This window comes from Roseovarius pelagicus, from assembly GCF_025639885.1.
GTDB classification, from domain to species: Bacteria; Pseudomonadota; Alphaproteobacteria; order Rhodobacterales; family Rhodobacteraceae; genus Roseovarius; species Roseovarius pelagicus.
In genome coordinates this window covers 978155-1004235 of sequence record NZ_CP106738.1, presented here as the reverse complement: position 1 = coordinate 1004235, position 26081 = coordinate 978155, and the positions used below count along the sequence as shown (strand labels likewise).

The following is a 26081-nucleotide window of genomic DNA, read 5'->3' as shown; positions in this document are numbered from 1 at the left end:
CCAATGGCCGAGAAGGAATACAACCTGCCGCCTGCGACATTTGACAAGCCGGTGAAGCTGTTGATCGTGGTTGCACCATTTTATCGCGATATTGCCGATAATCTTATCACGGGCGCCAAGGCGGAAATCGAGGCATCGGGCGGTACTTGGGATCTCGTCGAGGTGCCCGGAGCACTGGAAGTGCCTACCGCCATCGGTATTGCCAACCGGTTGAGTAACTTCGATGGTTTCGTTGCGTTGGGCTGTGTCATTCGCGGCGAGACGACGCATTACGAAACGGTCTGCAACGACAGTTCGCGTGGGATCACGCTGTTAGGGTTGCAGGGATTGTGCATCGGCAATGGCATCCTGACCGTCGAGAATCGCGCGCAGGCTGAGGTGCGTGCTGATCCGGCGGAAATGAACAAAGGGGCAGGCGCTGCCGCAGCGGCCTTGCATCTGGTTGCGCTGAGCCGTAAGTGGGGCGCTCCGCGCAAAGGGGTCGGTTTTTTGCCCGACGCTGATGAATTGAAGATCGCGGGCACGCCCAAGGATACCCCGACTGCATGACCGAACCAGCCACACCCCTATCTGGTAATAAGAAGCGTCAGATGCGCTCTGCGGCGCGGCTATATGCTGTGCAGGCGCTGTTCCAGATGGAACATTCCAATCAGGGCGTGGACGGCGTCTATGCCGAGTTTCTGGATCACCGTTTTGGGGCTGAGGTGGATGAAGACACCGACATGATCGACGGCGATATGGATCTGTTCCGCACATTGCTGGATGTTGCCGTGGATCGGCAGGCCAAAATCGACCAGATGACCGACCGGGCGCTGGTGGCCAAATGGCCCATTGACCGAATTGATCCGACATTGCGGGCGCTTTTTCGTGCGGCCGGTGCCGAGATGGTTTCGAAATCCGCCCCGCCCCGCGTGGTGATCAGTGAATTCGTGGATATCGCCAAGAGCTTCTATCCCGAGGGGCGCGAGCCGAAATTCGTCAACGCTGTGCTAGATCACATGGCACGCGAAGCTGTTCCCGAGGCGTTTTAAGGCCGCTGCTGCGACAGATCGGCCAATGTCCGCGCATCCGCTGGAGCAGCGTCCCGGTTGGGCTATAGTTACATATGAACGCATGACGAGAGGGACAAAATGCCCAAGCTCATCCGCCTTTATATCACACATGTCGCCATCGGGTTTGGCATTGCCGCAGTGTTTGTCGGCATGCTGTTATGGTTCAATATTGCCAATCTTTGGCATCTCATCAGCACGTCGGACAAAGGCTGGTTGGCGTTGCTGGTGCTGTGGTTCGCTAATGGTATTGTTTTTGCCGGTGTGCAATTCGCCATCGCGGTGATGCGGATGAAGGACGACGATGATGACGAGCCGCGCGGCGGTCGTCGTCAGCGGGTCATGCGCGCGCAGCCTCAGTTGATCCCCGTTCGCGTCGAAGCGGGCCGGGACCAGCGGTTCGTGCGGAAAAACTAGGCCATAGTCAGGATCGTGCGGGGGCGATCACCCGCTTTTCCGCCCGGCCAATCGCGCGGGCAGCGGTTGCCGTGCGTCGTCCGTATATCTGGAAAAGATCGAGACGTGAGATTCCGCAGCGACCTCGGCATCGCCGTCGAACCACAGACAGGCCTGATGTCGTGGCAATGACGCAGTTAAAGTGGCGGGCCCGCACGCAACCGTTTGGTTCTCTCATTCCCGAGGACCTGTATGTACAGGTGGGTGCCGGGTAACCGAACCAGGGCTCGGACAGAGCCAGCTCCCTCGGAATTGCTTAAGGCCACCGGAATGCAACCGTTCACGAGAAGGGCAGAACCCGCCATTGCTCAATCTAGGATGCACAGGTGTCCGCTACAAGGGGGGATGCAAGGGTTGCATGTGTTCATCTTTTGTTCATTATTGCACTATGCATGACGCGACCTTCATCTCAACCGTACCGACCCTAACGCCCGGTCAGCTGTTGGCGCGGGGGGTGTGTCGCCATCTGCTCAGCCATGACTTTTGTCCACTGGAAGAATACGTGCCACAACGGGGTAAACGGGTTGACGTGATGGCGCTGGGGCCGAAGGGCGAAATCTGGGTGGTCGAGTGCAAGTCGAGCCGCGCCGATTTTATGACCGACTCCAAGTGGGACGGCTATCTGGAGTGGTGTGATCGGTTTTTCTGGGCAGTGGATGCAGATTTTCCGACCGAAATTCTACCCGATGAAACGGGCCTGATCATCGCGGATGCCTATGGCGGTGAAATCGTCCGCATGGGACCGGAGAGCAAGCTGTCCGGCGCGCGTCGTACTGCCATTACCCGCAAGTTCGCGCGGGACACGGCGCGGCGTCTACAGGGCCTGCGGGACCCACGGCTGTCAGCGTCTTGATGCGGCCTTGGCGGCGGCCATGATCTCGGCGGCGATCTCGTCCGCTTCTTCCGGGGTGAAATCCATTGGAATCTCCGTGCCTTGGGATTCCACGAAAATGCGCACCATGCCCTGATCTGTCGGCCCGATCTGTAGGTTCGCCTCGACGTCGCGTTCGGAATTAATGCCCATGGTTTGCTCCTTGATCTGCTAGCGGGGCATAGGCGGAACGTCCTTGTTTTGCAAGCATGAGCGCAAATGTTGTGCCGTTGCATCGCGCTTGCTAGGCTGCGCATAGCGTATTGTGGTGATCCGGCTCTGAAGCGCGAGTGACAACAATACGCTTAGGGCGGGAGAACCACGTCAGCACGGAGGGCCGAGACCGATGACATATCCACCCACCATGTTACGCAGTCTGCTGTGCGGCGTCTCTGTGTTCGGGGTGTCGGCTGCCATGCCATCACATGCCGCTGAATGGGAGATCGGTCTAGGGGCCTATGTTGAGCAGAGTCTGGCCTATGCGTCCTATGACAGCGATACCGCCAGCGATTTCGACGGCATCGATTCGGTTGGTTCCGGCGAGGCGTTTTTCCTGCCGTCGATCACATTGGACAACGGGATCAAGATCGGCGTGAACATCCAGATGGAGGGCCATGTCGGCGAACGCAACGCTGGAGCAGACATAGACGAGGCACATATCTTTGTAAAAGGCAGCTTTGGTGAGCTGCTGATTGGTAAGTCGGATACGCCGGGCAATCATATGAGTTTTGGTGCGCCGATGGGGTATGGCCCGGCGACCAACTTTGGCGGGATCAGTTCCGGTTCACTGGGATCGTATATTCCATTTTCGGGCGTACATAACAGCCAGATGATGGGAGATGACCTGATCCGGGGCACGTTGGGCAGTACCTTTGTGTCCAATATGGGGGAGGAAACCCAAGGGCGGATCACGTATTTCACACCGCGTTTTGCGGGTTTTCAACTGGGCCTAAGCTATGCGCACGAAGAGCCGAATGCTGCGCCGAACCGGCAGGACTTTTTTGATATCGGCGCGAATTACGTCAATAGTTTCGGGGATTTCGACGTCGGTCTGTCGGCGAAATGGGGCATTGCCGACAACACGGCGGACCCCAATGCAAGCCCTGAATATTGGGGCGCGGGCGCCAATCTGGGATATGGCGGGTTTACCATCGGCGGCAGTTTCGCCGAGAGCAACAACAGCTCTAACGGGGTGACGGACGGTGAAGCCTACGATGTTGGTTTGTTGTATCAAGCCGGGAAGTTTGGCTACAGCATGTCCTACCTACACGGGCGCAATGTAGATAACGAACATGCCGGGTTCGGACCAAAGGAACGGTTTCAGGCGATAACGGCGGCGATAAACTATTACGCGACAGGCCATCCCGAGCGTCCGGTGCAGCCGCCACGCCCCGGAGCGGGGTACGATACCACCTACGGATTGCAGAAGGGGGTTGGGATCAACGCCTTCGTCTTTGCCTCTTATGTCAAATTCGATGAGGATGTGGGCGATGGTGGTTTTGGTACGCCGGGTGATGATGTCGACGGTTTCGTCATCGGGACCGGGCTCAAGCTGAGCTTCTGAAGCACAATTCACGGCAGGGTCGTCATACGCAGGTTCGTGGATTCCGATGGACCTTGGGTCGTTGCGCAGCATGGCCAGCTATATGCACGTGACGACGGGTTCGATGCCAGTTTCGGGAGGCTGGTCGCCAGAATCGTTGCCGATTTCATAGCCAATCACGATTCGGAGTATGAGGCCGGATGGGTGGCGGAGCGGGATGGTGCGCCAATGGGGTGCATTTTTTGCGTGCGACTAGATGCGCAGACGGCCAAGCTGCGGATGTTTCTGGTCCTGCCGGAGGCCCGTGGTAGCGGGCTCGGCGCGCAACTACTGGATACCTGCATGGCATTCGCCCGCGTGGCTGGTTATCGGCGCATGCAGCTTTGGACGCATGAAAGCCACCGTGCGGCTTGTGCGCTGTATGCAAAGCGCGGCTGGAGCTTGACAGACAGCCGCCCCGTGCATTCCTTCGGTTGCGATCTGGTGGAACAAAGCTGGGAAATTGCGCTCCAATAGGCTTGCATTTATGATGCATGGCCGCTAAATCGACGGCCAGTGCCGCCTTAGCTCAGTTGGTTAGAGCGCTTGATTGTGGATCAAGAGGTCCCTGGTTCGAGACCAGGAGGTGGTACCATCCCCCATTTTCAGATCACAGGTTTTCAGGTGGGTTATTCCGCGATCACGGCCTTGGCCGGTTCCGTCGCCTGTTTTGGCGGTACATATGAGGCATCCGGTGCGGGTCTGCCTAAATTGGCGTAGACGATGAGGCCGACAATCAACAGCACCAACCCGACAGCAAGCAGGACAGGTATACGACTAAGCCAGCGTCGCCATGTCCCTTTGTTGAAAACCCGGCCCATGCCCCACAGCACGATGGCAACGATGCCGGCGGCGATCTGGAACTGAAAGAAGACCATCAGCCGGTTCATTCCCCGCAGGAAACTGTCACCGGTGGGCGCGGTGTGATGCGCGACAATGAACGACGCGGCATATAGGCCCGCCCAAAGTGCAAAGAGTATCCAGACCCAAGTGATGCGTTGCATGACATGTCCCCCAATCCGCAGGGTGCCAGCAATGCGACGGTTTGTGAAGTCAGTCGATCTGCAACGTTTGGCGCAACACGCCCGTCTCACGATCATAGATCAGCACTTGGTCGTCCTTGGTCACCACTGCGTACCAACTCGCGCCTTGTGTAAAGGCCAGCGGCTCTGACCCGTCGGGCAGGGTGATCACATCTGGCAAATCCGGTCCGAACGCGTCCGAGAACTTGGTGACAAAGAGCACGACGATCACTATGAACCCGATCACCATCGTCGCCGTCAGGATCGTGACCAGCAGGCGCAGGTATTTAACCATGCCCGGATCAATCGGCTGATGTTGAGGAGTGTCTTCCATGGGGTCCACCACGCTGAACGTTGAAATCGGGCCGAACCCGCCGCCGCGCCTTGATAAGGCACTGGCACGCGATGTGCCAGAGGCCGCGGCGCTGTCGCGCACGCGACTGGCGCGGCTGATCGCCGAAGGACGCATTGTAGTGAACGATGCGGTGGTCACTGACGCCAAGGCGCGCGTGGCGGAGGGCGACACAGTCGAGATCACAGTGCCCGTGGCTGAGGACAGCCATATCGCGCCTGAAGACATCGCACTGGATATTGTCCATGAGGATGATGACCTGATCGTGGTGGACAAGCCTGCGGGCATGGTCGTGCATCCGGCACCCGGCACACCGTCGGGGACACTGGTAAATGCCCTGCTGCACCATTTTGGTGGCAACCTGTCGGGGGTCGGCGGCGCGAAACGTCCCGGTATTGTGCATCGCATCGACAAGGAGACCAGCGGCCTGTTGGTGGTGGCAAAATCTGACCGTGCGCATCACGGTCTGGCGGCCCAGTTCGAGGCGCATGATGTGGAACGGAAGTATCTCGCGGTTTGCAATGGTGTGCCCGATGCCAGTGATCCGCGCTTGCGCGGGTTGCGCGGTATTAGTTTCGAGCCGGGAAACATCATGCGAATCGAGACCCGTCTTGCACGTCACAAAACCGACAGACAAAAGCAGGCGGTCTGTCAGACTGGTGGGCGGCACGCGGTTACCCGTGCGCGCATCGTCCAGCGATTTGGCGCGCCCGAAGTGGCGGCACTGGTCGAATGCTGGCTCGAGACGGGGCGCACCCATCAGATTCGGGTCCATATGGCCTATGCTGGTCACGGGCTGATCGGCGACCCGACGTACGGCGGACGGCGCAAGCTGTCGGCAAAGGCACTGCCAGAGGTCGCGCTCGCGGCGGCAGGTAACTTTGATCGGCAGGCTTTGCATGCGGCGCATCTGGGGTTCGAACATCCGGTTTCGGCCGAGATGATGCGGTTTGATGCCCCCTTGCCACAGGATATGGACAGATTAATTGCGGCGTTGGCGTCGTAATTATGTCAATCCTGCACGCTTGTGTGAGGTGCCGACACAATGCTGGCAATCGGAACCAACAGGATTCATTTAGCGTTAACAAATGAGGCGTATCCGCCTTGAAATGAAAAAGCGGATGCCTAAATACATGTTAACACCCTAAACATGGGTGAATCTGGAGGGTCAGTTACATGGGCAATTATGCAAATCTGCCGGCACCGACGCCGGAAGGCGGTCTGAACCGCTATATGCAGGAAATCCGCAAGTTTCCGCTCCTGGAGCCGGAAGAGGAATACATGCTCGCCAAACGCTGGGTAGAGCAGGAAGACACCGAAGCGGCGCACCGAATGGTGACGTCACACTTGCGGCTCGCCGCCAAGATCGCGATGGGATATCGCGGTTACGGACTGCCGCAAGCCGAAGTGATCTCAGAGGCCAATGTGGGTCTGATGCAGGCCGTGAAACGGTTTGACCCCGAAAAGGGGTTCCGGTTGGCGACCTATGCGATGTGGTGGATCAGGGCGAGCATTCAGGAATATATCCTGCGGTCGTGGAGCTTGGTCAAGTTGGGCACAACATCGGCGCAAAAGAAGCTTTTCTTTAACCTGCGCAAGGCCAAGTCCAAGATCGGTGCGCTGGAAGATGGTGACATGCATCCCGACAACGTCAAGAAGATCGCGACACAGTTGGGCGTAACCGAGACTGAAGTGATCTCGATGAACCGGCGTATGTCGGGAGGTGATGCGTCGCTGAATGCCACCGTCGGTTCCGAAGGCGAAGGCACGATGCAATGGCAGGACTGGCTGGAGGACGAAGATGCCGACCAAGCCAGCGACTATGAGGCGCGGGACGAGTTGCATGCGCGTCGCGAACTGTTGGCAGAGGCGATGGATGTTTTGAACGACCGGGAAAAGGACGTGCTGACCCAGCGCCGGTTGAGTGACAAGACTGTTACGCTAGAGGATCTGAGCGGCCAATATGACGTGAGCCGAGAGCGCATTCGCCAGATCGAGGTGCGCGCGTTCGAGAAGCTACAAAAGCGGATGCGCGGGCTTGCTCAGGAAAAAGGCATGCTTGCCAGCGCGTGACAGCTTGGCGTGAGCGCGGAAAACCGATAGCCTCCATGGGATTGCCTATGGGGGCTTTTTTTATGTCTGCTGCTAAATATCGCGTTCAATTTTCCTTGGTTCATCGCCGTATCATAGGCGCACTGTTGTGTGTGTTGCTCGCCGCCTGTGCGCCGCGTGAAACAGCGCAGTTTGCGGCACCCAGCCCAGAGGCCACACCCTACCCGATTTATGTGGCCACGCAGCGCAAGCTGGACCGCACAGGCCCCTATTTCGGCGAGAAACGCCCCGAAGGGGTGCGATTCTTTCGCAATGTCATCTCGGTGCCGCCGACCCATACGCCGGGACATATCGAATGGCCTGAAGGTCCGGCCGATACCGCTGTGGATTTTGCGGTGACGGAAACCGAAGTGTTTTCCGGTATGAGCGAAATGAGATCGCATATACGTGCCCGTCGTTCTGGCAAGGAAACGTTGGTCTTCGTGCATGGCTATAACAATACGTTGTCGGATGCGATGTACCGGTTGGCGCAGATTCAGAGTGATTTCAAGACTGGCATGCCGGGTGTTCTGTTCTCGTGGCAATCTGCCGGGGATGCACGTGGCTATATCTATGATCGCGACAGTGTATTGCATGCGCGCGACGATCTGGAGGAAGTGCTGAACGGTCTGACGGCAGCACCGGGCGAGAAGGTGTTCCTGCTAGCTCATTCGATGGGATCGCAATTGACGATGGAAGTGCTGCGACAGGCGGCGCTGCGCGGGAACCGGCGGTTGTTGGACAGGATCAGCGGCGTCGTTCTGATGTCACCTGACATTGATCCGGATGTTTTCCGTCATCAGGCCAAAACCATTGGCAAATTACCCGATCCTTTTATGATTTTTGTCTCGCGGCAGGACCGCGCGCTGTCGCTTGCGGGCTTTATCACAGGTCGCAAGCCACGGCTGGGGGTGATCGACGGACCGGAGCAAGTGGCGGATCTGGGCGTGACCGTGGTGGATTTTACGGCGCTGAGTGATGGTGAGGGTCTGAACCATATGGTGCCTGTCGCATCGCCTGCCGCAGTGTCTGTCCTGCAGGGCATGTTGGCACAAGCGCAGAGTGGTGGCACACCGTTTAACGATTACCTGATCCTGGACGCGCCGATCCTGAAGACTGGAAACCCATAAGGGCCGGAAAGGTAAAGACGACCATTCCCCCTTGGCAATCTGCCTTGGCGATCCTAGCTTTGATCAAGAGCAAGGAGGTGCCGCATGGCCGGTGGATGGGCGCGCGATGGCGCGGTAAATGAGCAGATAGAAGCGTCGATCGCAGATGAACTGGCCCGTCTCAAGGCGCGACGGACGGCAACAGGCGAAAGCCGAACCCACTGTGCCGAGTGCGAAGAGCCTATCCCCGAAGCGCGCCGGATTGCCCTGCCGGGGGTCAAGCTGTGTATCGACTGCATGCAAGAGCGCGACAGCGCAGCACAGGCGCGCGGTGGCATCAATCGGCGCGGCTCGAAGGACAGCCAGTTAAAGTAACGGCTGCGGTGCGCCTGCGGCGCGCTTTTCAGATTTGCGTTGAGGCCACTCAGACCTTGGGGGCTTTGCCCCCAAACCCCCAGGATACTTGCAGCAAGAAGAAGATATGGGCTGGGGAGGTCATGGGGGGTGTGTCAGCAGCGGCGTGCCAGACCGCTGCACTCATCAGTCCTCCATCGCTTCCAACTCGTCGATCATGTCGGAGATCATGCTTAGACCTTTGCCCCAGAACGCGGGGTCGCTGGCATCAAGGCCGAATGGGGCTAGAAGCGCCTTGTGATGTTTGGAGCCGCCTGCCTTGAGCATATCGAAATATTTGTCCTGAAAGCCGTCGGGGTGCTCCTCGTAGACGGCGTAGAGTGCGTTTACCAAACCATCGCCGAAGGCGTAGGCGTAAACATAGAAGGGGGAATGAACGAAGTGCGGTATATAGGCCCAGAATGTTTCGTACCCTTCCATGAACTCGAAGGCGGGCCCGAGGCTTTCGGCCTGAACCGACATCCAGAGGGCATTGATGTCTTCTGGTGTCAGTTCACCCTGACGGCGTGCGGCGTGCAGTTTGCATTCGAAATCGTAGAATGCGATCTGGCGGACGACAGTGTTGATCATGTCCTCGACCTTGCCTGCCAGCAGGATCTTGCGTTCGGCGTCGTTGGCTGCGCCGTCCAGCATCTTGCGGAATGTCAGCATTTCGCCGAACACGCTGGCGGTTTCGGCCAGTGTCAGCGGTGTCGAGCTCAGTAGCTCGCCCTGTTCGGCGGCCAGAACCTGATGAACGCCGTGGCCCAATTCATGCGCCAAGGTCATGACATCGCGGGGTTTTCCAAGGTAGTTGAGCATCACGTAAGGGTGCACATCCGTCACGGTGGGATGGGCAAACGCGCCGGGTGCCTTGCCGGGTTTTACGCCTGCGTCGATCCAGCCTCGGTCGAAAAACGGTTCTGCCAGATCGCCCATGCGCGGATCAAAGGCGGTGTAGGCCTCCATGACTGTGGCGCGGGCGGCGTCCCACCCGACGGTTTTCGTCTCTTCCATGGGCAGCGGAGCGTTGCGGTCCCAGACCTGCATCACGTCGAGGCCGAGCCACTTGCGCTTTAGTTCGTAGTAGCGGTGGCTCAGCCTGGGGTAGGCGGCGACAACGGCGTTGCGCAAAGCCTCGACCACTTCGGGTTCGACATCGTTGCTGAGATGCCGACCCGTCTGCGCGGTGGGCATGCCGCGCCAGCGGTCCAGCACTTCCTTTTCCTTGGCCGAAGTGTTGTGAACGCGGGCAAAGGTGCGGATATTTTCACCAAAGACGCGGGCCAGTTCACGGCTGGCGGCCTCGCGTTTGCTGCGATCCTGCTCGGTGAGAAAGTTCAACGTCGCCTCGATCCCGAGCGTTTCACCGTCGATATCAAACGTCAGCCCGGCGATGGTTTCGTCAAAGAGTCGCTCCCAGGCGTCGCCCACAACCCCCAGATCATGCAGGAATTTCTCCAATTCATCGCTGAGTTGGTAAGGTTTCATCGCGCGGATGCGATCCAGTACGGGGCGGTAACGGGCCAGTTCGGCGTTTTGGGCCAGAAGGGTCTCTAGGTGGGTGTCTTCCAGCCGGTTCAGCTCCAGCGTGAAAAATACCAGCGGCGTGGTGTAGTTGGTGATCTTTTCCTGTGTGTCGGACAGGAATTTGGTGCGGCCGCCATCTGTGGTCAACTGGTAGTAGCGCAGGCCAGCAAAGGACATGATGCGCCCTGCGGTGGTGCTGATCGCCTCGTTGCGCTTGATACAGGTGAGCAGGCCATCGGCGTTAAGATCGGCCAGTTTGCCCTGGTAATCACTGGCAAAATCGGCGCAGGCCGCTTCGAGCCAGTCCAGATCACGCTTTAGCTCGGGCGCGTCTTCGGCGGTGTAGAGATCGCTCAGGTCCCATTCCGGCAGCTTGCCGAGGTCGTCCGCGCCAGAGCTGGCATTGGCGTCATAGGCGGGGGCGGGGGACTGGATCATGGGTGGCTCTCCTTTGGGTACGGACCAGACATAGGGGCGGGAGGCGGCAGGCTCAAGGCGGTGTTTTGGAACGTCGGTATTACGTCGGTATCCTGTCGGTGACGCGTCGGTGGTGTTTCGTGCTAATCAGTGGGGTCGCGCGCATCGGTTTGCACCGCAGGGGCAAAGGCCGCAGATGAGCTGCGGTTAAGCGGATATTTCAGAGGGATCATGCGACGGGTTACGGCAGGCTACCTGTGCGTCATAGAGCGCACCGATACGGTCAAACAGGTCGTCCCGGACTGTGGCCGTATCCATCAGAACCTCGTGTCGCCCACCGTCGACAATATAGAGCGTGCCCTTTGGCCAAGCGCGCATTCGCTGTTTGATGCGGGGCATGTCGACGATCATCTCGTCGCTGCCCGCGACCGTGAGGCAGGGCAGGTCGGGTGAAGGGCGGCGCGACAATATCAGACATTCACGAAGAGCTTCGTGCAGCCAACGCAGACTGGGCCCGCCGAGGCCAAGTTCGGGATGGGCGCGGGTCTGATCGACCATGTGCTGATACATTTCCGCGTCGTTGGTCAGTTTGTTCGAGGCAAACGGTTCCTTGAGCACATAGCTCTCGGCGGCACCGCCGGGGGCATAGACATGTCCCATGCCCAGCCGTCTACCGCTCCACGACAGGGACCAGGCGACGGGACGCAGGGTGGCGGAGATCTGGATGCCCCACATCGGACCGGAAAAGGCGCAGGAGGCAACCGGTAACCCGTCCATCACCGCACGCAAGCCGATGCAGCCACCCATCGAATGTGCAAGCAGGTGCAGCGGGTTGGGGACATCAAGGGCGCGCGCGGCTTCAAGCATGGCGGCCACGTCGCGCTGGTAGTCGGCAAACAGGTGCACGTGACCGGCCATCTGATCTGTCGTCAGCCGATCAGACAGACCCTGACCGCGCCAGTCGATTGCCAGAGTTGCATAGCCGCGCGCGGCAAGGTCGGTAGCTGCGCGGCTGTATTTCTCGATATATTCGGTGCGTCCGGGGTAAAGCAACACCGTGCCCTTGGCACCATCGCAGGGCCAATAGCCGATGCGCAGGCGCACCCCGTCTGACGCCGATACCCACCACGCCCCCCCGTCCGGGGGACCGTCGGCCACATCGTCGAAATAGGGCGCGCGCTCCATCCTGATCAGCTGAGAACGCTGCCTAGCTTCATCGCCAGTCCCATGTCACCATCGACGGCCAGCTTGCCCGTCATAAACGCGGCAGTGGGATCTAGATCGCCAGACAGGATCGATTCGAATGTCTCGGTGTCGGCGGTCAGCGTTACATCGGTGTCCTCATCACCCGCATGGGCGCCATTTTCGTCGATGATCACGGCACCTTCGCCTTCGATCATAAACTTGGCCGATCCGTCAAAGGGGCGGCCTGCCATTTTTTCATTCAGGGCGTCCACCGCCTTGGTCACAACTTCGCTCATTTGATGTCCTTTCTGCTTGTCGGTTGCCGGAGGGGGTTTGCATTCCGGCAAGCTGCGCTACACTCTTCTTTGTTATGAGCGCAGATCGTCCAAGTCTCAACAGTACCGTCACGGCATTTCTGCTGGCAGTCCTGTTTTCCGTCCCCCTCAGCGCCGAGGAAGGTCGACGGCTGGACACACTCTATGCCCAGTTGAAACAGGCCGAAGCAGCGGATGCCAAGCGGATCGCAAGCGAAATTCAGTTGGAACAGTCGAAATCCGGCTCTGCGGCGATGGACCTGTTGCTGAAACGCGGCCGCGATGCGATGGAAGCGGGTGATTTCGACCTAGCGATCGAACATTTGACGGCGCTCACCGATCATGCGCCGGATTTTGCCGAAGGCTGGCATGCGCGGGCTATCGCCTATGCACGGGTAGAGCTATATGGCCCGGCGCTGGGTGATGTGGAACGCGCGCTGGCGCTGAACCCGCGGCATTTCGATGCGATTGCGTCGCTGGGCGCGCTGTTGGAGGAGGTTGGTCAGGACCAGCTGGCACATGAAGCCTATACGCAAGTACTGGCTATACATCCCTATTTCGAGGACGTAACCACGGCACTGGGGCGTCTGGACGCCGAACTCGGCGGATCTGATATCTAAGATTCCGCACATTTTGATACTGGAGGCGGGCCAATGGCCGATCCGTCAAGAACGCTCGCGGTTCTGGGGCCCACAAATACCGGCAAAACGCATTACGCGATCGAACGAATGCTGGGGTATCCCACGGGCATTATCGGCCTGCCGCTGCGCCTGTTGGCGCGCGAGGTCTATGATAAAATCGTGGCGATACGAGGTCCGTCGGTGGTGGCACTGGTCACCGGCGAAGAACGTATCGTGCCGCCGCGCACCAAATACTGGGTCTGTACGGTTGAGGCGATGCCGGAGGGGATGGGCGCCGATTTTGTCGCGATCGACGAAATACAGCTATGTGCCGATCCAGAGCGGGGGCATGTCTTTACCGACCGGTTGTTGCGGATGCGCGGGCAGCGCGAAACCCAGTTTCTGGGCGCGGCAACGATGCGGGGTGTCATTGCCGCGCTGGTGCCAGAAGTGGAATTCATACCACGCACACGTATGTCGCAATTAGTGTATTCAGGTTCGAAAAAGATAAGCAAGCTACCGGCCCGCACGGCAATAGTCGGATTTTCGGTTGAGAATGTATATGCAATCGCAGAGCTGCTGCGCCGTCAGAAGGGCGGTGCCGCGGTCGTTATGGGGGCGCTAAGCCCGCGTACTCGCAACGCGCAGGTCGAGCTGTATCAGAACGGTGAGGTAGACTACCTCGTGGCCACGGATGCCATCGGGATGGGGTTGAATCTGGATATCAATCACGTCGCGTTTTCGGCACTGTCAAAGTTTGACGGGCGGCGCATGCGTGCGCTGATGCCCAATGAGCTGGCACAGATTGCAGGCCGCGCGGGCCGGGGCATGGCGAGTGGTACGTTTGGTGTCACTGGCGAGGCCCCGCCGCTCGCGGACGAGGTGGCGCAGGCTGTGATGGATCATCGCTTTACCCCGATTGCAAAATTGGAATGGCGCAACGCGGATCTGTCTCTGGGCAGTGTGAGCGCGCTGATTGCATCGCTGGAGGCCCGTCCGGGGCATGAATTGCTGGCCCGTGCGCGTGATGCGGATGACGTGATCGCGCTGCGGACGCTGGCCGAGGTGCCTGACGTGCATATGCGCGCAGCCGATGGCCCGTCGGTGCGTTTGTTGTGGGATGTGTGCCGCATTCCTGATTTCCGCGGGATCAGTCAGGCCGAACATGCCAGCCTGCTGGAAACGATCTATTGCGACTTGCACGAAACCGGGCGGATACCCGACGACTGGCTGGCGCGACAAATTCGCCGGATCGACCGCACCGACGGAGATATCGACACATTGTCCAAAAGGCTGGCCTATATCCGGACGTGGACTTATGTTGCGCAACGAAAAGGCTGGGTCGAGGACGAAAGCCATTGGCGCGCTGCGACCCGCGCTGTAGAAGACCGACTGTCGGACGCCCTGCACGGGGCGCTGACCCAACGATTTGTGGACCGGCGCACATCCGTGTTGTTGCGGCGGCTCAAGCAGAAGGAAGCCATCGTGGCCGAAGTGAATGATCAAGGTGAAGTGACTGTCGAAGGCGAATTTGTCGGGCGGTTGGACGGGTTCCGGTTTCTGGCGGACAATTCCGCGACCGGACAGGAGGCCAAGACACTGAGTCAAGCGAGTTTGCAGGCACTTAGCCCGCATTTCCATCTGCGCGCTGACCGGTTCTACAACGCGCCGGACACCGAGATTGATTTCACCGAGCAGGGCGGCCTGATGTGGGGCAGTCAGGCAGTGGGTAAGCTGGTCAAGGGGGCTGATCCGCTGAAGCCCGTGATCAAGGCGTTTGTCGATGACGAGGCTGGCGCGGACGTGGCGCAGAAGGTCGAACGTCGTCTGCAACATTTCATTGATCGCAAGATCGCGACTCTGTTCGAACCACTTCTTGCGCTTGGTCGGGATGAGGCACTGACCGGGCTTGCGCGCGGTTTCGGGTTTCGCATGGTTGAGGCACTGGGTGTCATTCCCCGCGGCGAGGTCGCCGATGACGTCAAAGCACTGGATCAGGACGCGCGCGGCGCGTTGCGCAAGCATGGCATCCGGTTCGGTCAGTTTACCATCTTTATGCCGTTGCTTCTGAAGCCTGCGCCGACGCGTCTGAGATTGGTTTTATGGTCCCTTTACAAGGATTTGGACGACTTTCCTGAAGCACCACCTCCGGGGTTGGTGACGGTACCGGCCGGATCCAGCCCGCAGGGTTATTTCACAATGGCGGGCTACCGCGCCGCAGGCGAGCGGGCCATCCGTATCGACATGCTGGAGCGACTTGCGGATATGCTGCGGGCAAAAGACAGCCGCGCCGGGTTCGAAGCGGATGCCGACATGTTGTCAATCACGGGCATGACGCTGGAGCAATTCGCCGACCTGATGCAAGGGCTGGGCTACAAGGGCGTGCGCGCCGAGCGCGAGAAGGTCAAGCCTGTGGATCAGGCCGTAGCCGATGCACCGACGCAAACGGATGTCACGCCCTCCGAGGCGACGCCCGAAACGGCTGCTGATCAAGCGGCGGAAATCGTTGACGAAGGTGTTGCCCCGATTGCGGTTGAACCGACTGAAGAAGCCGCTGTACCGGCGGATATTCCCCCAGCGGCCGAAACCGAGAGCTTGCCCGGCGATGCGCCCGCAGACAAGGTCGCGCCGGAAATAGAAGTCTACTATACCTTTACCTGGGCTGGCCGCGCCCGTCGTCAGGGTGCATCCGATGGTCCGTCACGAGGACCGAGCGGCGCACGGGGCAAGCCGCAAGGTAAAGGCCGTCCGAACAAGGGTAAAGGCAAGGGCAAGCAGCGTGGCGATAACGATCACGGCGCCAAGTCATTCTCGGCGAAGCCCGTCAAGAAGGACCGGATTGACCCGGATAACCCATTCGCCGCCGCATTGATGGGGTTGCGGGATAAAACCTGAAGTTTGCCGTGCAGGATACTGATAAAGATCAGAAAATTCGGATCGACAAGTGGCTTTTCTTTGCTCGGTTCTTTAAAACCCGATCGTTGGCAGCAAAAGAGGTCAGCGCCGGGCATGTCAGGGTCAACAGTGAACGGGTGGTGAAACCGGCGACGGTTGTGCAGGCCGGGGACGTGTTGACCTTTGCCCAAGCACGGCAAATCAGAGTGGTGCGTATCGTCGCACCCGGCCAGCGTCGCGGCCCAGCCCCAGAGGCACAGGCGCTTTATGAGGATCTGAAGCCAACTCAGGAACACAAGAGCGAGAACACTGTTCCACAAAATCCCGGCTATGACGGAAAAGGACGCCCGACCAAGAAGGCGCGCCGTGATCTCGATCTCAATCGTTCCAGAGCGCTTGAATGATGCTGGCTGCTGGATTAGGAGTGCCCAGAACGCCACGATGACGCCTCACGCGAGAAACCGGACATGACCTATATCGTCAACGATGCCTGTATTGCCTGCAAATACACCGACTGTGTCGAAGTGTGCCCGGTCGATTGTTTCTATGAGGGCGAGAACATGCTGGTCATCCATCCGGATGAATGTATCGACTGCGGCGTTTGCGAACCTGAGTGCCCGGCCGACGCGATCCGTCCCGACACCGAGCCGGATATGGAAAAGTGGGTGGAGTTCAATCGCAAGTATGCGGAACTCTGGCCGGTGATCATAACCAAGAAGGACGAGCTGCCCGAAGCCGCCGAGCGTGATGGCGAAGAGGGTAAGCTGGACAAGTACTTTTCCGAAAAGCCCGGCGAAGGTGGCTGAACTAAACGGTCTGATTCGGAAAACGGGCTGAAAACGCTTTCATTTCACATGAGGGTGACGCGCTAAGTCTATGAGTTCTAAGCTATGATCTGTCTGACGCACCCCTGTCTCTTTCGGTGGGTCAAAAATTATGATATATTACCGTTACAAATGTAGAGTCTTGCCCGATATCCATCTGCCCTTGCTGCCGCCTGGGGATGGGTTTCTTTGCGCCACAGACAGACCGATCCAAAGCAGGGGGTTCTCCCTCTGGTCTGTTTCTTGCGCAAACGCGGCTGGCGTATGAGGAAGATCTGAATGACAAAATCGAAGAAATCCGAATTCCGTCCTAATGACTTTGTGGTGTATCCCGCGCATGGCGTTGGCCAGATCGTGTCGATTGAGAGCCAAGAGATTGCCGGGATCGAGCTGGAACTGTTCGTCATCTCGTTCGAAAAAGACAAGATGACGCTGCGCGTGCCCACACACAAAGCGACGGAAATCGGTATGCGTGGTCTGTCCAGCCCTGATGTGGTGTCGCGCGCGATGACCACACTCAAAGGCAAGGCCAAGGCCAAGCGCGCCATGTGGTCGCGCCGTGCGCAGGAATACGAGCAAAAGATCAACTCGGGCGACCTGATCGCCATTGCCGAAGTGGTGCGCGACCTGCACCGGACGGACGATCAACGCGAACAGAGCTATTCCGAGCGCCAGCTATATGAGGCGGCGCTGGAGCGTTTGACTCGCGAAGTCGCTGCCGTTAGCGGTGACGGCGAAGTAGAAGCCGCCAAGCAGGTTGGCGATGTGCTGATCTCGCGTGCGGCTGCCTGATCACAGGTAACTGACGCATTGAGGGCCGCATCCTGCTAAGGGTGCGGCCCTTTTGCGTGGCTGGGTTAAATCGTAGATGGGGATGGTCAGGCGATGATGGCCGTAAGTACGACAATTTCGACCATCTGCTGCGTTGCGCCCAGAATATCGCCGGTTTGGCCGTTGATCTTGGCACGGGCGATCTGACGCACAACCAATGTCACGCACCCGGCGGCGATGATTGCCGGAAGGGCGGTGGATAATGTCAGTATGCACGCTGCAAAGGCAGCGATGGCCAGCCCGATCAGCACAGATTGGACGGAAGGGGCCCCGACGCTGTGTGACAACCCGTCTGCGCGCGCGTGGGGCAGTGACCACATCAGCACCGGCATGGCAGCCCTTGAAAGGGCCGCTGCGACAGCGATCGCCGCAGGCGCGGCCTCGTGATTCAGATCAAACAAGAACCAAAGCAGCACCCATCGACAGGTCAACGAAAGACAAAGCGCGATCACACCATAAGATCCGATCTGGCTATCCTTCATAATTTCCAGCCGCCGCGTGCGGTCCCAACCGCCCCAAAGGCCATCGACACTATCGGCAAACCCGTCCTCGTGCATGGCCCCTGTGATGATGATCTGGCACGCCAGCGCGGCAATCGCAGCAAGCGCGGTCGGCAGTCCGAGATAGACGGTCAGATGACCGGCTGCACCGGCGATACCGCCAATCGCCAACCCGGCCACGGGGTAGGCCCAGACCGCCGCGCTGCCGCGTTTGCCTTGTGATGCTATCGGCAGGCGGCTGAGCAGGGTCAGCGCCTCGGCGATGTCGGCAAGGTTGATCAGGGGAGCGTCGTTTTTGGTCATTGGGTCGGCCAATCGGGTGTCTTGCAGGGGGCACGACTGCGATACATAAGGCAGAAGGCAAACACAACGGAGGCGTAGATGGGGCAGGATTTTTCGCAGCTCGCGGAGGTTCAGGGCATCTTGGGTGCTTTGCAGGGTTCAGACGACGTAGCGCGCGCGGCGGCAGAGGCGCGCAACGGCCAGCTGACCAAGCCGCCGGGAGCGCTGGGCCGACTGGAAGAACTGGCGATTTGGTATTGTGGCTGGCGCGGCGATGGACGCGCGCGGATCGAAGCCCCGCAGATCATTGTCTTCGCTGGTAATCATGGGGTAACGGCGCGCGGTGTGTCTGCCTTTCCTGCCGAAGTGACCGCGCAGATGGTGGCCAATTTTCAGGCGGGCGGTGCTGCCATCAACCAGTTGGCGCGCTGTTTTGGCGCGCGGATGGATGTGCATGCGCTGTCGCTGGACGTGCCGACAGCGGATTTCACCCAAGAGCCCGCGATGACCCAAGCAGAATTGGTCGCGGCGATGCACACCGGATGGGATGCGGTCGATCCTGCCAGTGATTTGCTGGTCACCGGCGAGATGGGGATCGGCAACACGACCAGCGCCTCGGCGATCCTGCATCTGCTCTATGGTGGGCAGGCGGGGGATTGGACGGGCGAGGGGACCGGAGTCGATGCGTCTGGGCTGGCCCTCAAGACGCAAGTGGTAGAGGCGGCGGCGAAGTTGCATGCCGGTGCGACTGGCTTGGACGTGTTACGCCGCGTCGGTGGTCGAGAGTTGGCTGCGATGGCGGGGGCAATCCTGCGGGCACGGGTGCTGCGCATCCCGGTGCTGTTGGATGGGTTCATCTGCACGGCGGCGGCGGCCTGTCTGGAAAGCGAACAATCCGGCGCATTGGATCACTGCGTCGCTGGCCACGTCAGCGCCGAGACGGCACATGCGCCCGCGTTAGAGCGATTGGGCAAGATGCCGCTATTATCGCTGGATATGCGGCTGGGCGAGGGATCGGGTGGCGCGTTAGCGATCGGCGTGATGCAGGGCGCGTTGGCGTGTCACAGTGGCATGGCGACATTTGCCGAGGCGGGCGTAGCGGGCGGATAGGGCGGGCCATATCGCCAGTCGATGTGGCGCGCCATGCCGTGGGCGCGGGTTGCAGCCCGACCTACGCGCGACGTTTCTTGGTCGTGCTGACCTCGGCGCTTTCTTCCAGCTGTGACAGCAGCATTGTCTCCAGCTCTTTTTCCAGTTCCTGCGCGCGGGCGATATAGGGCTCGTTCTTGATCGTCGGCACGTCCGGATTCCATAGGGCAGCCAGTTCGCGTACTGAATGCCGGTCGTGGTGATAGAAGGTTTCCTCCATCTCGGACGCCTCATATTCAGAGAGACCGATGTTTTCCAGCACGTAGCGGCCTGCACGCAGGGAGGCGTCGAACATCTCTCGGACGATGTCATTGGCCCCGGCCTGATAGAGGCGGAACACATGGGTACGGTCACGGGCGCGGGCGATGATGTGCAGATCCGGCCGTTCGCGTCTGGCAAAAGCCACCAGCCGGGTGGCGGCGTCGGGATCGTCGATCGCTGCAACCAGCACCTTGGCGTCCTTGAGGCCCGCGGCGTGAAGCAGTTCGGGCCGCGTCGGATCGCCAAAGAACCCCTTGACGCCAAAACGGCGCATGCGCTGGATAGCCTGAAGATCGTGATCAAGCACCACGGTGCTGTATCCTGCAGAGCGCACCAGCCGATTGACGATCTGGCCAAAGCGACCGATGCCGACGATGATCACCGGCCCCTGATGGTCGATCTTGTCCGGCTCATGGGTCTCTGCGATTGTTTCAATCCGTTTTGACAGCCAGTCGTATAAGATAAAGAGCAGTGGCGTGATCAGCATCGTCAGGGCCACCACCAGCAGCAGAATCTCGGTCAGGGCGGGTGGGACGACATTTTGCTGGGATGAGAATGAAATCAGGACAAAACCGAATTCACCTGCCTGCGCCAGCGAGAGGGTGAACAGCCACAGATCGCGCCCGCGCAGATTGAAGACGCGGCCGAGCAGGTAAAGGATCAGCCCCTTGGTCACGATCACCAGCAGCGCCAGCCCTAGAATGAGGAATGGCGCGCCAAAGAGGATGGCAAAGTTGATCCCCGCGCCCACGGTGATGAAGAAGAGGCCGAGGAGCAGCCCCTTGAAGGGTTCGATATCCGATTCCAGTTCGTGCCGGAATTCGCTGTTGGCCAGAACCACACCCGCCAGAAATGCACCGAGCGCGGGTGAGAGGCCGACCAGATACATCACGAAGCTGATGCCGCAGACAATCAGCAATGCCAGCGCGGTATACATCTCGCGCAGGCGGGCAGCATGAATAAAGCGAAAAACAGGTGCGATCAGATAGATGCCGGTGAGGATGATCGCCGCGACCGCCCCTATCGTAACCAGTGTGACGCCCCAGCCGGGCAGCCCCTGCACCAGTGAAAAGCTGGCGTCGTGATGGCCGGACACCGCATGGGCCACTTCGCCTACAGGGCGCTCCAGCGCATCTGCCAGTACCATATCGGACGGTTTGGGCAGCGCCAGTAGGGGCAAGAGAGCGAGGATCGGGATCACCGCGATGTCCTGTGTCAGCAGCACCGAGAAGGCCGATCGCCCCCCGCCGGTCTGCATCAAGCCCTTTTCAGACAGGGTCTGTAGCACGATCGCCGTCGATGACAGCGCGAATATTAACCCGACAGCGAGTGCCACGCTCCAGCTTTGGTCCAGCAGCATCGCACCAACCATGACCGCCAGTGTCGTGATGGTCGTTTGCATGCCGCCGAGACCCAATAACCTGTGCCGCATGTCCCAGAGTGCCTTTGGCGACAATTCCAGCCCGATGAGAAACAGCATCATCACCACGCCGAATTCTGCAAAATGCTGTAACTCTTCGGTTTCGTGCCCAACGAGGCCAAAGACCGGCCCAATGAGTATCCCCGCTGCCAAATAGCCCAGCACTGATCCGAGCCCCAATCGCGCCGCGATTGGCACCGCAATCACTGCTGCGGCCAGATATATCGACGCTTGGTAGAGGAAACCTTCCATTGAGGGTCCTTTTGGGTCAGGTGGGCAGCGGAGCGTCCGCCTTGAGCTGGTTCATAACGATTTGGCTATGCACTTTTGCGACGGCGCTGTGGGGTAATAATACCGCGTGAATCAAATGGTTCAACGCAGGAAGGTCCGCGCAGTAGACCCTGAGCAGGTAATCGGCATCCCCGGTTAGGGTCCACGCACTGACGATCTGGGGCTGGGTGGCGACCAGTCGGGCAAAGCTGGCCGCATCATCGGGTCGGTGGCTGGTCATTGCGACCTGCACAAATGCCTGCACGTCCAGTCCCGCAAGTGTCGGGTCGAGCCGGGCGGTATAGCCGGCGATGATGCCGGATTGTTCAAGGCGCTGCCTGCGCCGTCCGGCCTGACTGGCCGACAGGTTCAGGAGCGCGCCCAATTCGTGCACGGTGAGATAAGCGTTCTCCTGAAGGGCCTGAACCAGCCGGGTATCTGTGTCATCGAGCATGCGAAATATATGTATTAATATGAAAGTATATGCAAATATTTTGCGCATAAATGGGATGTTGGGCGCTAAATGCGCGAATTATGTACATGTTGCGTGGTATTATGGCGTAGGTCAAAGACAGGAGGAGGCTGCCCCATGGGACCGTTCCCGCATGATACCCCGCAAACCGGCATCACCACTGACAATCCCGCAGGCACGAACGGGTTTGAATTCGTTGAGTTTACCCATCCGGACCCAGAAGAGGCGCGTGCGCTCTTTGCGCGGATGGGGTTCATCTGCACTGCCAGACACAAGCGCCGCGATGCGGAGCTGTGGCAGCAGGGGGATATCACTTACATCCTGACCAATGATGCAGACAGTTTCGCACATGATTTTCAGGCCGAGCACGGACCGTCGGCGCCGTCGATGGGCTGGCGCGTGGCGGATGCACCCAAGGCGTTGGCCCATGCAGTCGCGAAAGGGGCGGAGGCCTATGATGGCGGTGGCAAGGCGCTGACCGTGCCGGCGATCAGGGGTATAGGCGGATCGCTGATCTATTTCATCGACGAAACCGACCCGCATGCTGTCTATGGCGGAGAGTATGAATGGCTGGCCGCGCCCAAGCCCGAGGGCGTCGGGTTCTACTATCTCGATCACCTGACGCACAATGTTTACAAGGGGAACATGGACCGATGGTTTCGGTTCTATGGCGACGTGTTCGGGTTTCGTGAGATCCGGTTTTTCGATATCAAGGGAAAATTCACCGGCCTCTACAGCCGCGCGTTGACGTCGCCCTGTGGACGTATCCGTATCCCGATCAACGAGGATCGGGGCGAGACCGGGCAGATCGTATCCTATCTGAACAAGTATCGTGGCGAAGGCATCCAGCACATCGCAGTCGGGACCGAGGCACTCTATGACGCGGTGGACGAGATCGCGACACGCGGGCTGCGGTTCATGCCTGCACCGCCCGACGCGTATTACGATCTGAGCCATGACCGCGTGCCGGGTCATGCAGAGCCGCTGGACCGGATGAAGGCCCACGGCATCCTGATCGACGGCGAGGGTGTGGTGGATGGCGGTGAGACGCGCATCCTGCTGCAAATATTCTCGAAAACCGTGATCGGGCCGATCTTTTTCGAGTTCATCCAGCGCAAGGGGGATGACGGATTTGGTGAGGGCAATTTTCAGGCGCTTTTTGAATCGATCGAACAAGAGCAGATCAATGCGGGCGAACTGGAGATGACGACCGGGGAGTGACGGCGCATCGATGGGGATGGTTGAGGAGGCGGATCAGCCCTTGGGCATGCGCAGGGTCAGGTTCTGGCCCTTCTTCACGTAGCGCAATTCGCTATCGCCAATGGCCGCGACCTTGCCGCCATCCAGCCGGTCGCCAACCTTGACCTTCTTGTAGCGCCCGTTCGATAGGCGCACCAGCGCACGGCGACTGGCGGGGGACCCGTAGACGCCGATCAGATTGACCGCGCGCAGGTTCAGCACGTTACGTTCTGTCGCCTCCTTGGCCACCGACGCGGTCGAGGGCAGGGACGGGGCCAGCACCTGAGCCGCCGCCACGGGCTGCGCTGACGCGCTCTCGCGGGCGCGTTCGACGATGGCGGCGAAATTCTTGGGCCGGGTTAACGGCGTCAGCGATGCGGTCACGGCTTGCTCTGTCGCGTTCTCAAAGAGCGTTTCGTCGCGTTCTTCGCCCGCGTCCTCTGCATCGGTATTGGCATTTGCCGCCGCCAGAGCAGCCTCAACGGCATCAGCATCAGCATCTGTGGTTGCGTCGGTGTCGGCGTCTTCAGCCGCATCTGCGGTGATGCTGTCTGGGCGTACCCGAGGACGGAACGCTGCAAGGGCCGGGTTGACGGCAACCAGTGGCGCGGCATCGTCATCGGCTGTGCTTTGCGGATCGGTTTCTGCGTCGGCTTCTGACTGGGCTTCTGTATCGACTTCCGATTCGGCTTCTGTTTCGGCAACTTCGGCCGTTTCAGAGCTGATTTCAGCATCCGTTTCGGGCGTGGTCTGCGCCTCGGGGCTCAGGCTGTCAGGGCGCGGACGCGGACGAATTGCGGCCAGAGGCGAGGTCGGTTCACTCAACTCGGGTGGGGATTCTTCTTCTGCGACCTCTTCCTCAGCCTGTTCTTCGGTTTCCTGTCCTTGGACCTCAGCTGGGTCTGGTACGACGGGGGTCGCAGGCGTGCGGCCCTGCATGACGGCGGGTGGCTCTAGCGTGGGACGTCCGGCGAAAACGCGGACCCCCTGCGGTGTCATCGCCCCTTCGGGGGTGGCGCGTACCAAGCCATTATCGTCAATATCGAAGGTCACGCCCGGCGGCGGAGGGTCGGCTGGCGTATCGGGGGGGGCATCGCGTTGCGGTGAGGTGGCACCGGGCAGCAAGGCGGGGTCATCAAAGCGGATATCCGGATCGACCGAGATCTGGAAAATCCGTTCGGCATCGCCCGTCGCGCGCGGTGAAGCGGGCGGCTCGGGGGGCCATCTGCCAGATACCGGTTGCGGCGTACCGGGCGAGGGAGGCGCTGGGCGTAAGCGTTTCGGATGAGGCGGGAGTATCGGCAAGTGAAGCGGTTTCTTCTGCTGCCGGGAGCGTGGGTGCCTCTGGCACAGTTTCTTGCGGCACGCTGTCGGACAGTTCGATCGCTGCCGTGTCCGCGGACTCCGATGATGTGCTGGTCTGTGGTGTTTGCGGGACGGCTATGCGGATCGGTTCATTGTCTTCGGATTCAGGCGCGCCCGGCATTTCTGCAACATTGATGTCCTTCGGGCCGCCAAACAGCCGCGCCAATCCGTCATCAAGGAATATTGACGCCCACGCCGCGACGCCGACCAGAAAGAGCAGCAAAACTGCCATGAGAATCAGGCCGAGAAACCGCGGCTTGCCGCCAACCTGTTGGTGGCGCGCACCAAAAACGGTCATGCGCTGTTTTTCGTCCTCAAAGCGGGTCTTGGCGTTGCTCTCGGGGATACGCTTGACGCTGCCCGAGCGGGTGTTGGACCGGGCCGAACGTGGCTTTCGTCCGCTAAAGAACGTGATTTTGGGGGCTTTGTCTGGATCTGGCGCTGGTTCGGATGCGGGTGCCGTATTTTGCAGGCGTTCTGCGGGATCGGGTCGCAAACTGGCCGCAGCCCGTGCGATCTGTGCAGTGTCCGGCGTCATCTCGGCACCGGGCGAAGGCAGCTCGGGCGCTGATGTCTGGTCCATATCGGCACTGCCGGGACGCAGCGCGTCATCCTTGCGGTTTGCGATCAGGCTGCGCAGACGCGAGGGCGCATCCAGCTTCGGTGCCGATCCAAGGGGGTCGGCGCGGCTGGCGCGGATGCTGGTGAAAGGCCCGGCCACCTCTGAATCGGATTTCTTCGTGCCTTTGGGGGGCGTTTTGTCTTTTGGCTTTGATTTTGACTTTTTCGGGGATGCGTGTTCATCGTCAGGCTGTTCAGGTGCCGTGACAGCGGGCTGGTCAGGTGTTGCGACCGTGTCCTCGTCTGCGGTATCGTTGGGGGCGGCCGGGATCGCAATATCCGCTGCCGGTGTTGCCTCTGGCGCAGAGTCAAGCGTCGGTGGCTCGGCCTCTTGTGCCGCGTCCACCGGCGATACGGGCGACGCATCCGTGACAGGTTTGCTGACACCGATAATGCGGATTGGGGTCTGGTCACGCGTTACGGTCGCACCTTTGGATAACAGGCTGCGCGCATGTGCGGTTTCTCCAAAGAACGGTTCGCCGCTGAAATCGCCATTCGCGGGGATTGCTACAAAACAAACCGGGGCAAAGGCATGATCAACGGCAAACGCTTCGGCCTCATCCAGCGTTTCTCGGGCAACGGCGGCAATTTTCAGGTCTGAGCCGTCCACCGACCAAGCGTAGGACAGTTCATCGACCGGATAGGGCGTCGCCCCCTCCAACGCCGCACGCGCGGCCTGATCGCGGCTGTTCTCATCGCTATCATCGGTGGTGGCGATGGTGATGTATTTGATCTGATCGTTGGGGATGACCAGTTTGGCGCGCAACCCGGACGGGTCGAGCGCGATGGCCTTGGCGCGCAATTCAGCCAGCGCGGCTTGAAGATCGTCCGTGTCCAGACTGACCTCGTCCACCAATGTCCAGCCGGGAAACCGGCGGTGCAGAAGGGCAATGCCGTCAAATGACAGAGAAAGGGCAAAATTTGGTTTCATATCAGGCGTTCTAACACCGCTGTCACTACT

General features: G+C 59.7%; 28 protein-coding genes and 1 tRNA gene. 18 read left to right on the top strand and 11 right to left on the bottom strand.

Annotation, left to right across the window (positions count from 1 at the left end; all coding sequences use genetic code 11):
- The first annotated feature begins 3 nt into the window (after positions 1-3).
- From N7U68_RS05900 to N7U68_RS05885, 4 genes are all read left to right on the top strand, one after another.
- A complete protein-coding gene (locus N7U68_RS05900; RefSeq protein WP_165197332.1) occupies positions 4-549 on the top strand; it encodes a 6,7-dimethyl-8-ribityllumazine synthase in 546 nt (181 codons plus the stop codon).
- Complete coding sequence (gene nusB / locus N7U68_RS05895) at positions 546-1031, top strand: transcription antitermination factor NusB (protein WP_263048548.1); 486 nt, start codon at positions 546-548, stop codon at positions 1029-1031. Before N7U68_RS05900 ends, nusB begins: the two co-directional genes overlap by 4 nt.
- A 99-nt stretch (positions 1032-1130) precedes the next feature.
- On the top strand, positions 1131-1466 hold the full coding sequence (locus N7U68_RS05890; RefSeq protein WP_165197335.1) for a hypothetical protein: 336 nt from the start codon (positions 1131-1133) through the stop codon (positions 1464-1466).
- A 427-nt stretch (positions 1467-1893) separates the two neighbouring features.
- Positions 1894-2358 carry an MmcB family DNA repair protein gene (locus N7U68_RS05885; protein WP_165197337.1) on the top strand — a complete coding sequence of 155 codons (465 nt, stop codon included), beginning with the start codon at positions 1894-1896 and terminating at the stop codon, positions 2356-2358.
- On the opposite strand, the gene N7U68_RS05880 is transcribed toward N7U68_RS05885, so the two are convergent.
- Positions 2347-2529: a DUF6324 family protein gene (locus tag N7U68_RS05880; RefSeq protein ID WP_165197339.1), complete on the bottom strand. Its 183-nt coding sequence runs from the start codon at positions 2527-2529 to the stop codon at positions 2347-2349. The two genes, N7U68_RS05885 and N7U68_RS05880, sit on opposite strands and share 12 nt — an antisense overlap.
- 193 nt (positions 2530-2722) lie before the next feature.
- Here N7U68_RS05880 and N7U68_RS05875 point away from each other — a divergent pair, with 193 nt between their 5' ends.
- The 3 genes from N7U68_RS05875 to N7U68_RS05865 all read left to right on the top strand — a co-directional run bounded on the left by N7U68_RS05875 (position 2723) and on the right by N7U68_RS05865 (position 4553).
- Positions 2723-3940, top strand: a complete 1218-nt coding sequence (locus N7U68_RS05875) for a porin (RefSeq protein ID WP_263048547.1) — start codon at positions 2723-2725, stop codon at positions 3938-3940.
- A 36-nt stretch (positions 3941-3976) separates the two neighbouring features.
- Positions 3977-4435 (top strand): GNAT family N-acetyltransferase, encoded by a 459-nt coding sequence (locus N7U68_RS05870; protein WP_263048546.1) that lies wholly within the window; start codon positions 3977-3979, stop codon positions 4433-4435.
- Positions 4436-4476: 41 nt separating this feature from the next.
- Positions 4477-4553, top strand: a tRNA-His gene (locus N7U68_RS05865).
- 34 nt (positions 4554-4587) lie between these two features.
- On the opposite strand, the gene N7U68_RS05860 is transcribed toward N7U68_RS05865, so the two are convergent.
- The gene (locus N7U68_RS05860) at positions 4588-4962 is read right to left on the bottom strand and encodes a hypothetical protein (RefSeq protein ID WP_263048545.1); all 375 of its coding nucleotides are present in this window, start codon (positions 4960-4962) and stop codon (positions 4588-4590) included.
- 49 nt (positions 4963-5011) lie between these two features.
- Positions 5012-5314, bottom strand: coding sequence for a DUF6476 family protein (locus N7U68_RS05855; protein ID WP_263048544.1), 303 nt, complete (start codon positions 5312-5314; stop codon positions 5012-5014).
- Between N7U68_RS05855 and N7U68_RS05850 the strand changes: the two genes are divergently transcribed.
- The 4 genes from N7U68_RS05850 (at position 5313) to N7U68_RS05835 (ending at position 8907) form a co-directional block, all read left to right on the top strand.
- Positions 5313-6338 (top strand): RluA family pseudouridine synthase, encoded by a 1026-nt coding sequence (locus tag N7U68_RS05850; RefSeq protein WP_263048543.1) that lies wholly within the window; start codon positions 5313-5315, stop codon positions 6336-6338. The genes N7U68_RS05855 and N7U68_RS05850 overlap by 2 nt on opposite strands.
- A gap of 170 nt (positions 6339-6508) precedes the next feature.
- The gene (gene rpoH / locus N7U68_RS05845) at positions 6509-7405 is read left to right on the top strand and encodes an RNA polymerase sigma factor RpoH (RefSeq protein ID WP_165197346.1); all 897 of its coding nucleotides are present in this window, start codon (positions 6509-6511) and stop codon (positions 7403-7405) included.
- A 62-nt stretch (positions 7406-7467) separates the two neighbouring features.
- On the top strand, positions 7468-8553 hold the full coding sequence (locus tag N7U68_RS05840) for an alpha/beta hydrolase (protein ID WP_165197347.1): 1086 nt from the start codon (positions 7468-7470) through the stop codon (positions 8551-8553).
- Between the two features lie 84 nt (positions 8554-8637).
- A complete protein-coding gene (locus N7U68_RS05835; RefSeq protein WP_165197348.1) occupies positions 8638-8907 on the top strand; it encodes a DksA/TraR family C4-type zinc finger protein in 270 nt (89 codons plus the stop codon).
- A 165-nt stretch (positions 8908-9072) separates the two neighbouring features.
- Here N7U68_RS05835 and N7U68_RS05830 read toward each other — a convergent pair whose 3' ends face one another.
- The 3 genes from N7U68_RS05830 to N7U68_RS05820 all read right to left on the bottom strand — a co-directional run bounded on the left by N7U68_RS05830 (position 9073) and on the right by N7U68_RS05820 (position 12353).
- Positions 9073-10893 carry a M3 family oligoendopeptidase gene (locus N7U68_RS05830; RefSeq protein ID WP_263048542.1) on the bottom strand — a complete coding sequence of 607 codons (1821 nt, stop codon included), beginning with the start codon at positions 10891-10893 and terminating at the stop codon, positions 9073-9075.
- A 186-nt stretch (positions 10894-11079) separates the two neighbouring features.
- The gene (locus N7U68_RS05825) at positions 11080-12057 is read right to left on the bottom strand and encodes an alpha/beta hydrolase (RefSeq protein ID WP_263048541.1); all 978 of its coding nucleotides are present in this window, start codon (positions 12055-12057) and stop codon (positions 11080-11082) included.
- A 5-nt stretch (positions 12058-12062) separates the two neighbouring features.
- Positions 12063-12353: an SCP2 sterol-binding domain-containing protein gene (locus N7U68_RS05820; RefSeq protein ID WP_165197351.1), complete on the bottom strand. Its 291-nt coding sequence runs from the start codon at positions 12351-12353 to the stop codon at positions 12063-12065.
- A 74-nt stretch (positions 12354-12427) separates the two neighbouring features.
- Here N7U68_RS05820 and N7U68_RS05815 point away from each other — a divergent pair, with 74 nt between their 5' ends.
- The 5 genes from N7U68_RS05815 to N7U68_RS05795 all read left to right on the top strand — a co-directional run bounded on the left by N7U68_RS05815 (position 12428) and on the right by N7U68_RS05795 (position 17502).
- On the top strand, positions 12428-12991 hold the full coding sequence (locus N7U68_RS05815) for a tetratricopeptide repeat protein (RefSeq protein ID WP_263048540.1): 564 nt from the start codon (positions 12428-12430) through the stop codon (positions 12989-12991).
- 33 nt (positions 12992-13024) lie between these two features.
- Complete coding sequence (locus tag N7U68_RS05810; RefSeq protein ID WP_263048539.1) at positions 13025-15886, top strand: helicase-related protein; 2862 nt, start codon at positions 13025-13027, stop codon at positions 15884-15886.
- Between the two features lie 8 nt (positions 15887-15894).
- The gene (locus N7U68_RS05805; RefSeq protein WP_263048538.1) at positions 15895-16290 is read left to right on the top strand and encodes an RNA-binding S4 domain-containing protein; all 396 of its coding nucleotides are present in this window, start codon (positions 15895-15897) and stop codon (positions 16288-16290) included.
- Positions 16291-16353: 63 nt separating this feature from the next.
- On the top strand, positions 16354-16692 hold the full coding sequence (gene fdxA / locus N7U68_RS05800; protein WP_165197357.1) for a ferredoxin FdxA: 339 nt from the start codon (positions 16354-16356) through the stop codon (positions 16690-16692).
- Positions 16693-16989: 297 nt separating this feature from the next.
- Positions 16990-17502, top strand: coding sequence for a CarD family transcriptional regulator (locus N7U68_RS05795; protein ID WP_165197359.1), 513 nt, complete (start codon positions 16990-16992; stop codon positions 17500-17502).
- 86 nt (positions 17503-17588) lie between these two features.
- On the opposite strand, the gene N7U68_RS05790 is transcribed toward N7U68_RS05795, so the two are convergent.
- Positions 17589-18344: an adenosylcobinamide-GDP ribazoletransferase gene (locus N7U68_RS05790; RefSeq protein ID WP_165197361.1), complete on the bottom strand. Its 756-nt coding sequence runs from the start codon at positions 18342-18344 to the stop codon at positions 17589-17591.
- A 78-nt stretch (positions 18345-18422) separates the two neighbouring features.
- Here N7U68_RS05790 and cobT point away from each other — a divergent pair, with 78 nt between their 5' ends.
- Positions 18423-19433 (top strand): nicotinate-nucleotide--dimethylbenzimidazole phosphoribosyltransferase, encoded by a 1011-nt coding sequence (cobT, locus tag N7U68_RS05785; protein ID WP_263048537.1) that lies wholly within the window; start codon positions 18423-18425, stop codon positions 19431-19433.
- A gap of 61 nt (positions 19434-19494) precedes the next feature.
- Here cobT and N7U68_RS05780 read toward each other — a convergent pair whose 3' ends face one another.
- Together N7U68_RS05780 and N7U68_RS05775 are read right to left on the bottom strand one after the other, a co-directional pair.
- Entirely contained in the window at positions 19495-21405 is a 1911-nt protein-coding gene (locus tag N7U68_RS05780; RefSeq protein WP_165197365.1) for a cation:proton antiporter domain-containing protein, read from the bottom strand.
- A 16-nt stretch (positions 21406-21421) separates the two neighbouring features.
- Positions 21422-21877, bottom strand: a complete 456-nt coding sequence (locus tag N7U68_RS05775; RefSeq protein ID WP_263048536.1) for an Lrp/AsnC family transcriptional regulator — start codon at positions 21875-21877, stop codon at positions 21422-21424.
- Between the two features lie 135 nt (positions 21878-22012).
- On the opposite strand from N7U68_RS05775, the gene hppD reads away from it, so the two are divergent.
- Positions 22013-23116, top strand: coding sequence for a 4-hydroxyphenylpyruvate dioxygenase (hppD, locus tag N7U68_RS05770; RefSeq protein WP_263048535.1), 1104 nt, complete (start codon positions 22013-22015; stop codon positions 23114-23116).
- A gap of 33 nt (positions 23117-23149) precedes the next feature.
- On the opposite strand, the gene N7U68_RS05765 is transcribed toward hppD, so the two are convergent.
- Positions 23150-24259, bottom strand: a complete 1110-nt coding sequence (locus N7U68_RS05765) for a hypothetical protein (RefSeq protein ID WP_263048534.1) — start codon at positions 24257-24259, stop codon at positions 23150-23152.
- Positions 24260-24269: 10 nt separating this feature from the next.
- Entirely contained in the window at positions 24270-26051 is a 1782-nt protein-coding gene (locus N7U68_RS05760) for a hypothetical protein (RefSeq protein WP_263048533.1), read from the bottom strand.
- Positions 26052-26081: the final 30 nt, after the last annotated feature.

Bases quoted from the DNA above. Each gene is read 5' to 3' on its own strand.
- N7U68_RS05835 (WP_165197348.1), top strand. From the start codon at position 8,638: ATGGCCGGTGGATGGGCGCGCGATGGCGCGGTAAATGAGCAGATAGAA.
- N7U68_RS05820 (WP_165197351.1), bottom strand. From the start codon at position 12,353: ATGAGCGAAGTTGTGACCAAGGCGGTGGACGCCCTGAATGAAAAAATG.
- N7U68_RS05795 (WP_165197359.1), top strand. From the start codon at position 16,990: ATGACAAAATCGAAGAAATCCGAATTCCGTCCTAATGACTTTGTGGTG.
- N7U68_RS05840 (WP_165197347.1), top strand. From the start codon at position 7,468: ATGTCTGCTGCTAAATATCGCGTTCAATTTTCCTTGGTTCATCGCCGT.
- fdxA (WP_165197357.1), top strand. From the start codon at position 16,354: ATGACCTATATCGTCAACGATGCCTGTATTGCCTGCAAATACACCGAC.
- N7U68_RS05775 (WP_263048536.1), bottom strand. From the start codon at position 21,877: ATGCTCGATGACACAGATACCCGGCTGGTTCAGGCCCTTCAGGAGAAC.
- N7U68_RS05810 (WP_263048539.1), top strand. From the start codon at position 13,025: ATGGCCGATCCGTCAAGAACGCTCGCGGTTCTGGGGCCCACAAATACC.
- N7U68_RS05860 (WP_263048545.1), bottom strand. From the start codon at position 4,962: ATGCAACGCATCACTTGGGTCTGGATACTCTTTGCACTTTGGGCGGGC.
- N7U68_RS05815 (WP_263048540.1), top strand. From the start codon at position 12,428: ATGAGCGCAGATCGTCCAAGTCTCAACAGTACCGTCACGGCATTTCTG.
- N7U68_RS05855 (WP_263048544.1), bottom strand. From the start codon at position 5,314: ATGGAAGACACTCCTCAACATCAGCCGATTGATCCGGGCATGGTTAAA.
- rpoH (WP_165197346.1), top strand. From the start codon at position 6,509: ATGGGCAATTATGCAAATCTGCCGGCACCGACGCCGGAAGGCGGTCTG.
- N7U68_RS05900 (WP_165197332.1), top strand. From the start codon at position 4: ATGGCCGAGAAGGAATACAACCTGCCGCCTGCGACATTTGACAAGCCG.
- N7U68_RS05825 (WP_263048541.1), bottom strand. From the start codon at position 12,057: ATGGAGCGCGCGCCCTATTTCGACGATGTGGCCGACGGTCCCCCGGAC.
- hppD (WP_263048535.1), top strand. From the start codon at position 22,013: ATGGGACCGTTCCCGCATGATACCCCGCAAACCGGCATCACCACTGAC.
- cobT (WP_263048537.1), top strand. From the start codon at position 18,423: ATGGGGCAGGATTTTTCGCAGCTCGCGGAGGTTCAGGGCATCTTGGGT.
- N7U68_RS05885 (WP_165197337.1), top strand. From the start codon at position 1,894: ATGCATGACGCGACCTTCATCTCAACCGTACCGACCCTAACGCCCGGT.
- N7U68_RS05875 (WP_263048547.1), top strand. From the start codon at position 2,723: ATGACATATCCACCCACCATGTTACGCAGTCTGCTGTGCGGCGTCTCT.
- N7U68_RS05830 (WP_263048542.1), bottom strand. From the start codon at position 10,893: ATGATCCAGTCCCCCGCCCCCGCCTATGACGCCAATGCCAGCTCTGGC.
- N7U68_RS05880 (WP_165197339.1), bottom strand. From the start codon at position 2,529: ATGGGCATTAATTCCGAACGCGACGTCGAGGCGAACCTACAGATCGGG.
- N7U68_RS05850 (WP_263048543.1), top strand. From the start codon at position 5,313: ATGGGGTCCACCACGCTGAACGTTGAAATCGGGCCGAACCCGCCGCCG.
- N7U68_RS05760 (WP_263048533.1), bottom strand. From the start codon at position 26,051: ATGAAACCAAATTTTGCCCTTTCTCTGTCATTTGACGGCATTGCCCTT.
- N7U68_RS05890 (WP_165197335.1), top strand. From the start codon at position 1,131: ATGCCCAAGCTCATCCGCCTTTATATCACACATGTCGCCATCGGGTTT.
- nusB (WP_263048548.1), top strand. From the start codon at position 546: ATGACCGAACCAGCCACACCCCTATCTGGTAATAAGAAGCGTCAGATG.
- N7U68_RS05780 (WP_165197365.1), bottom strand. From the start codon at position 21,405: ATGGAAGGTTTCCTCTACCAAGCGTCGATATATCTGGCCGCAGCAGTG.
- N7U68_RS05790 (WP_165197361.1), bottom strand. From the start codon at position 18,344: ATGACCAAAAACGACGCTCCCCTGATCAACCTTGCCGACATCGCCGAG.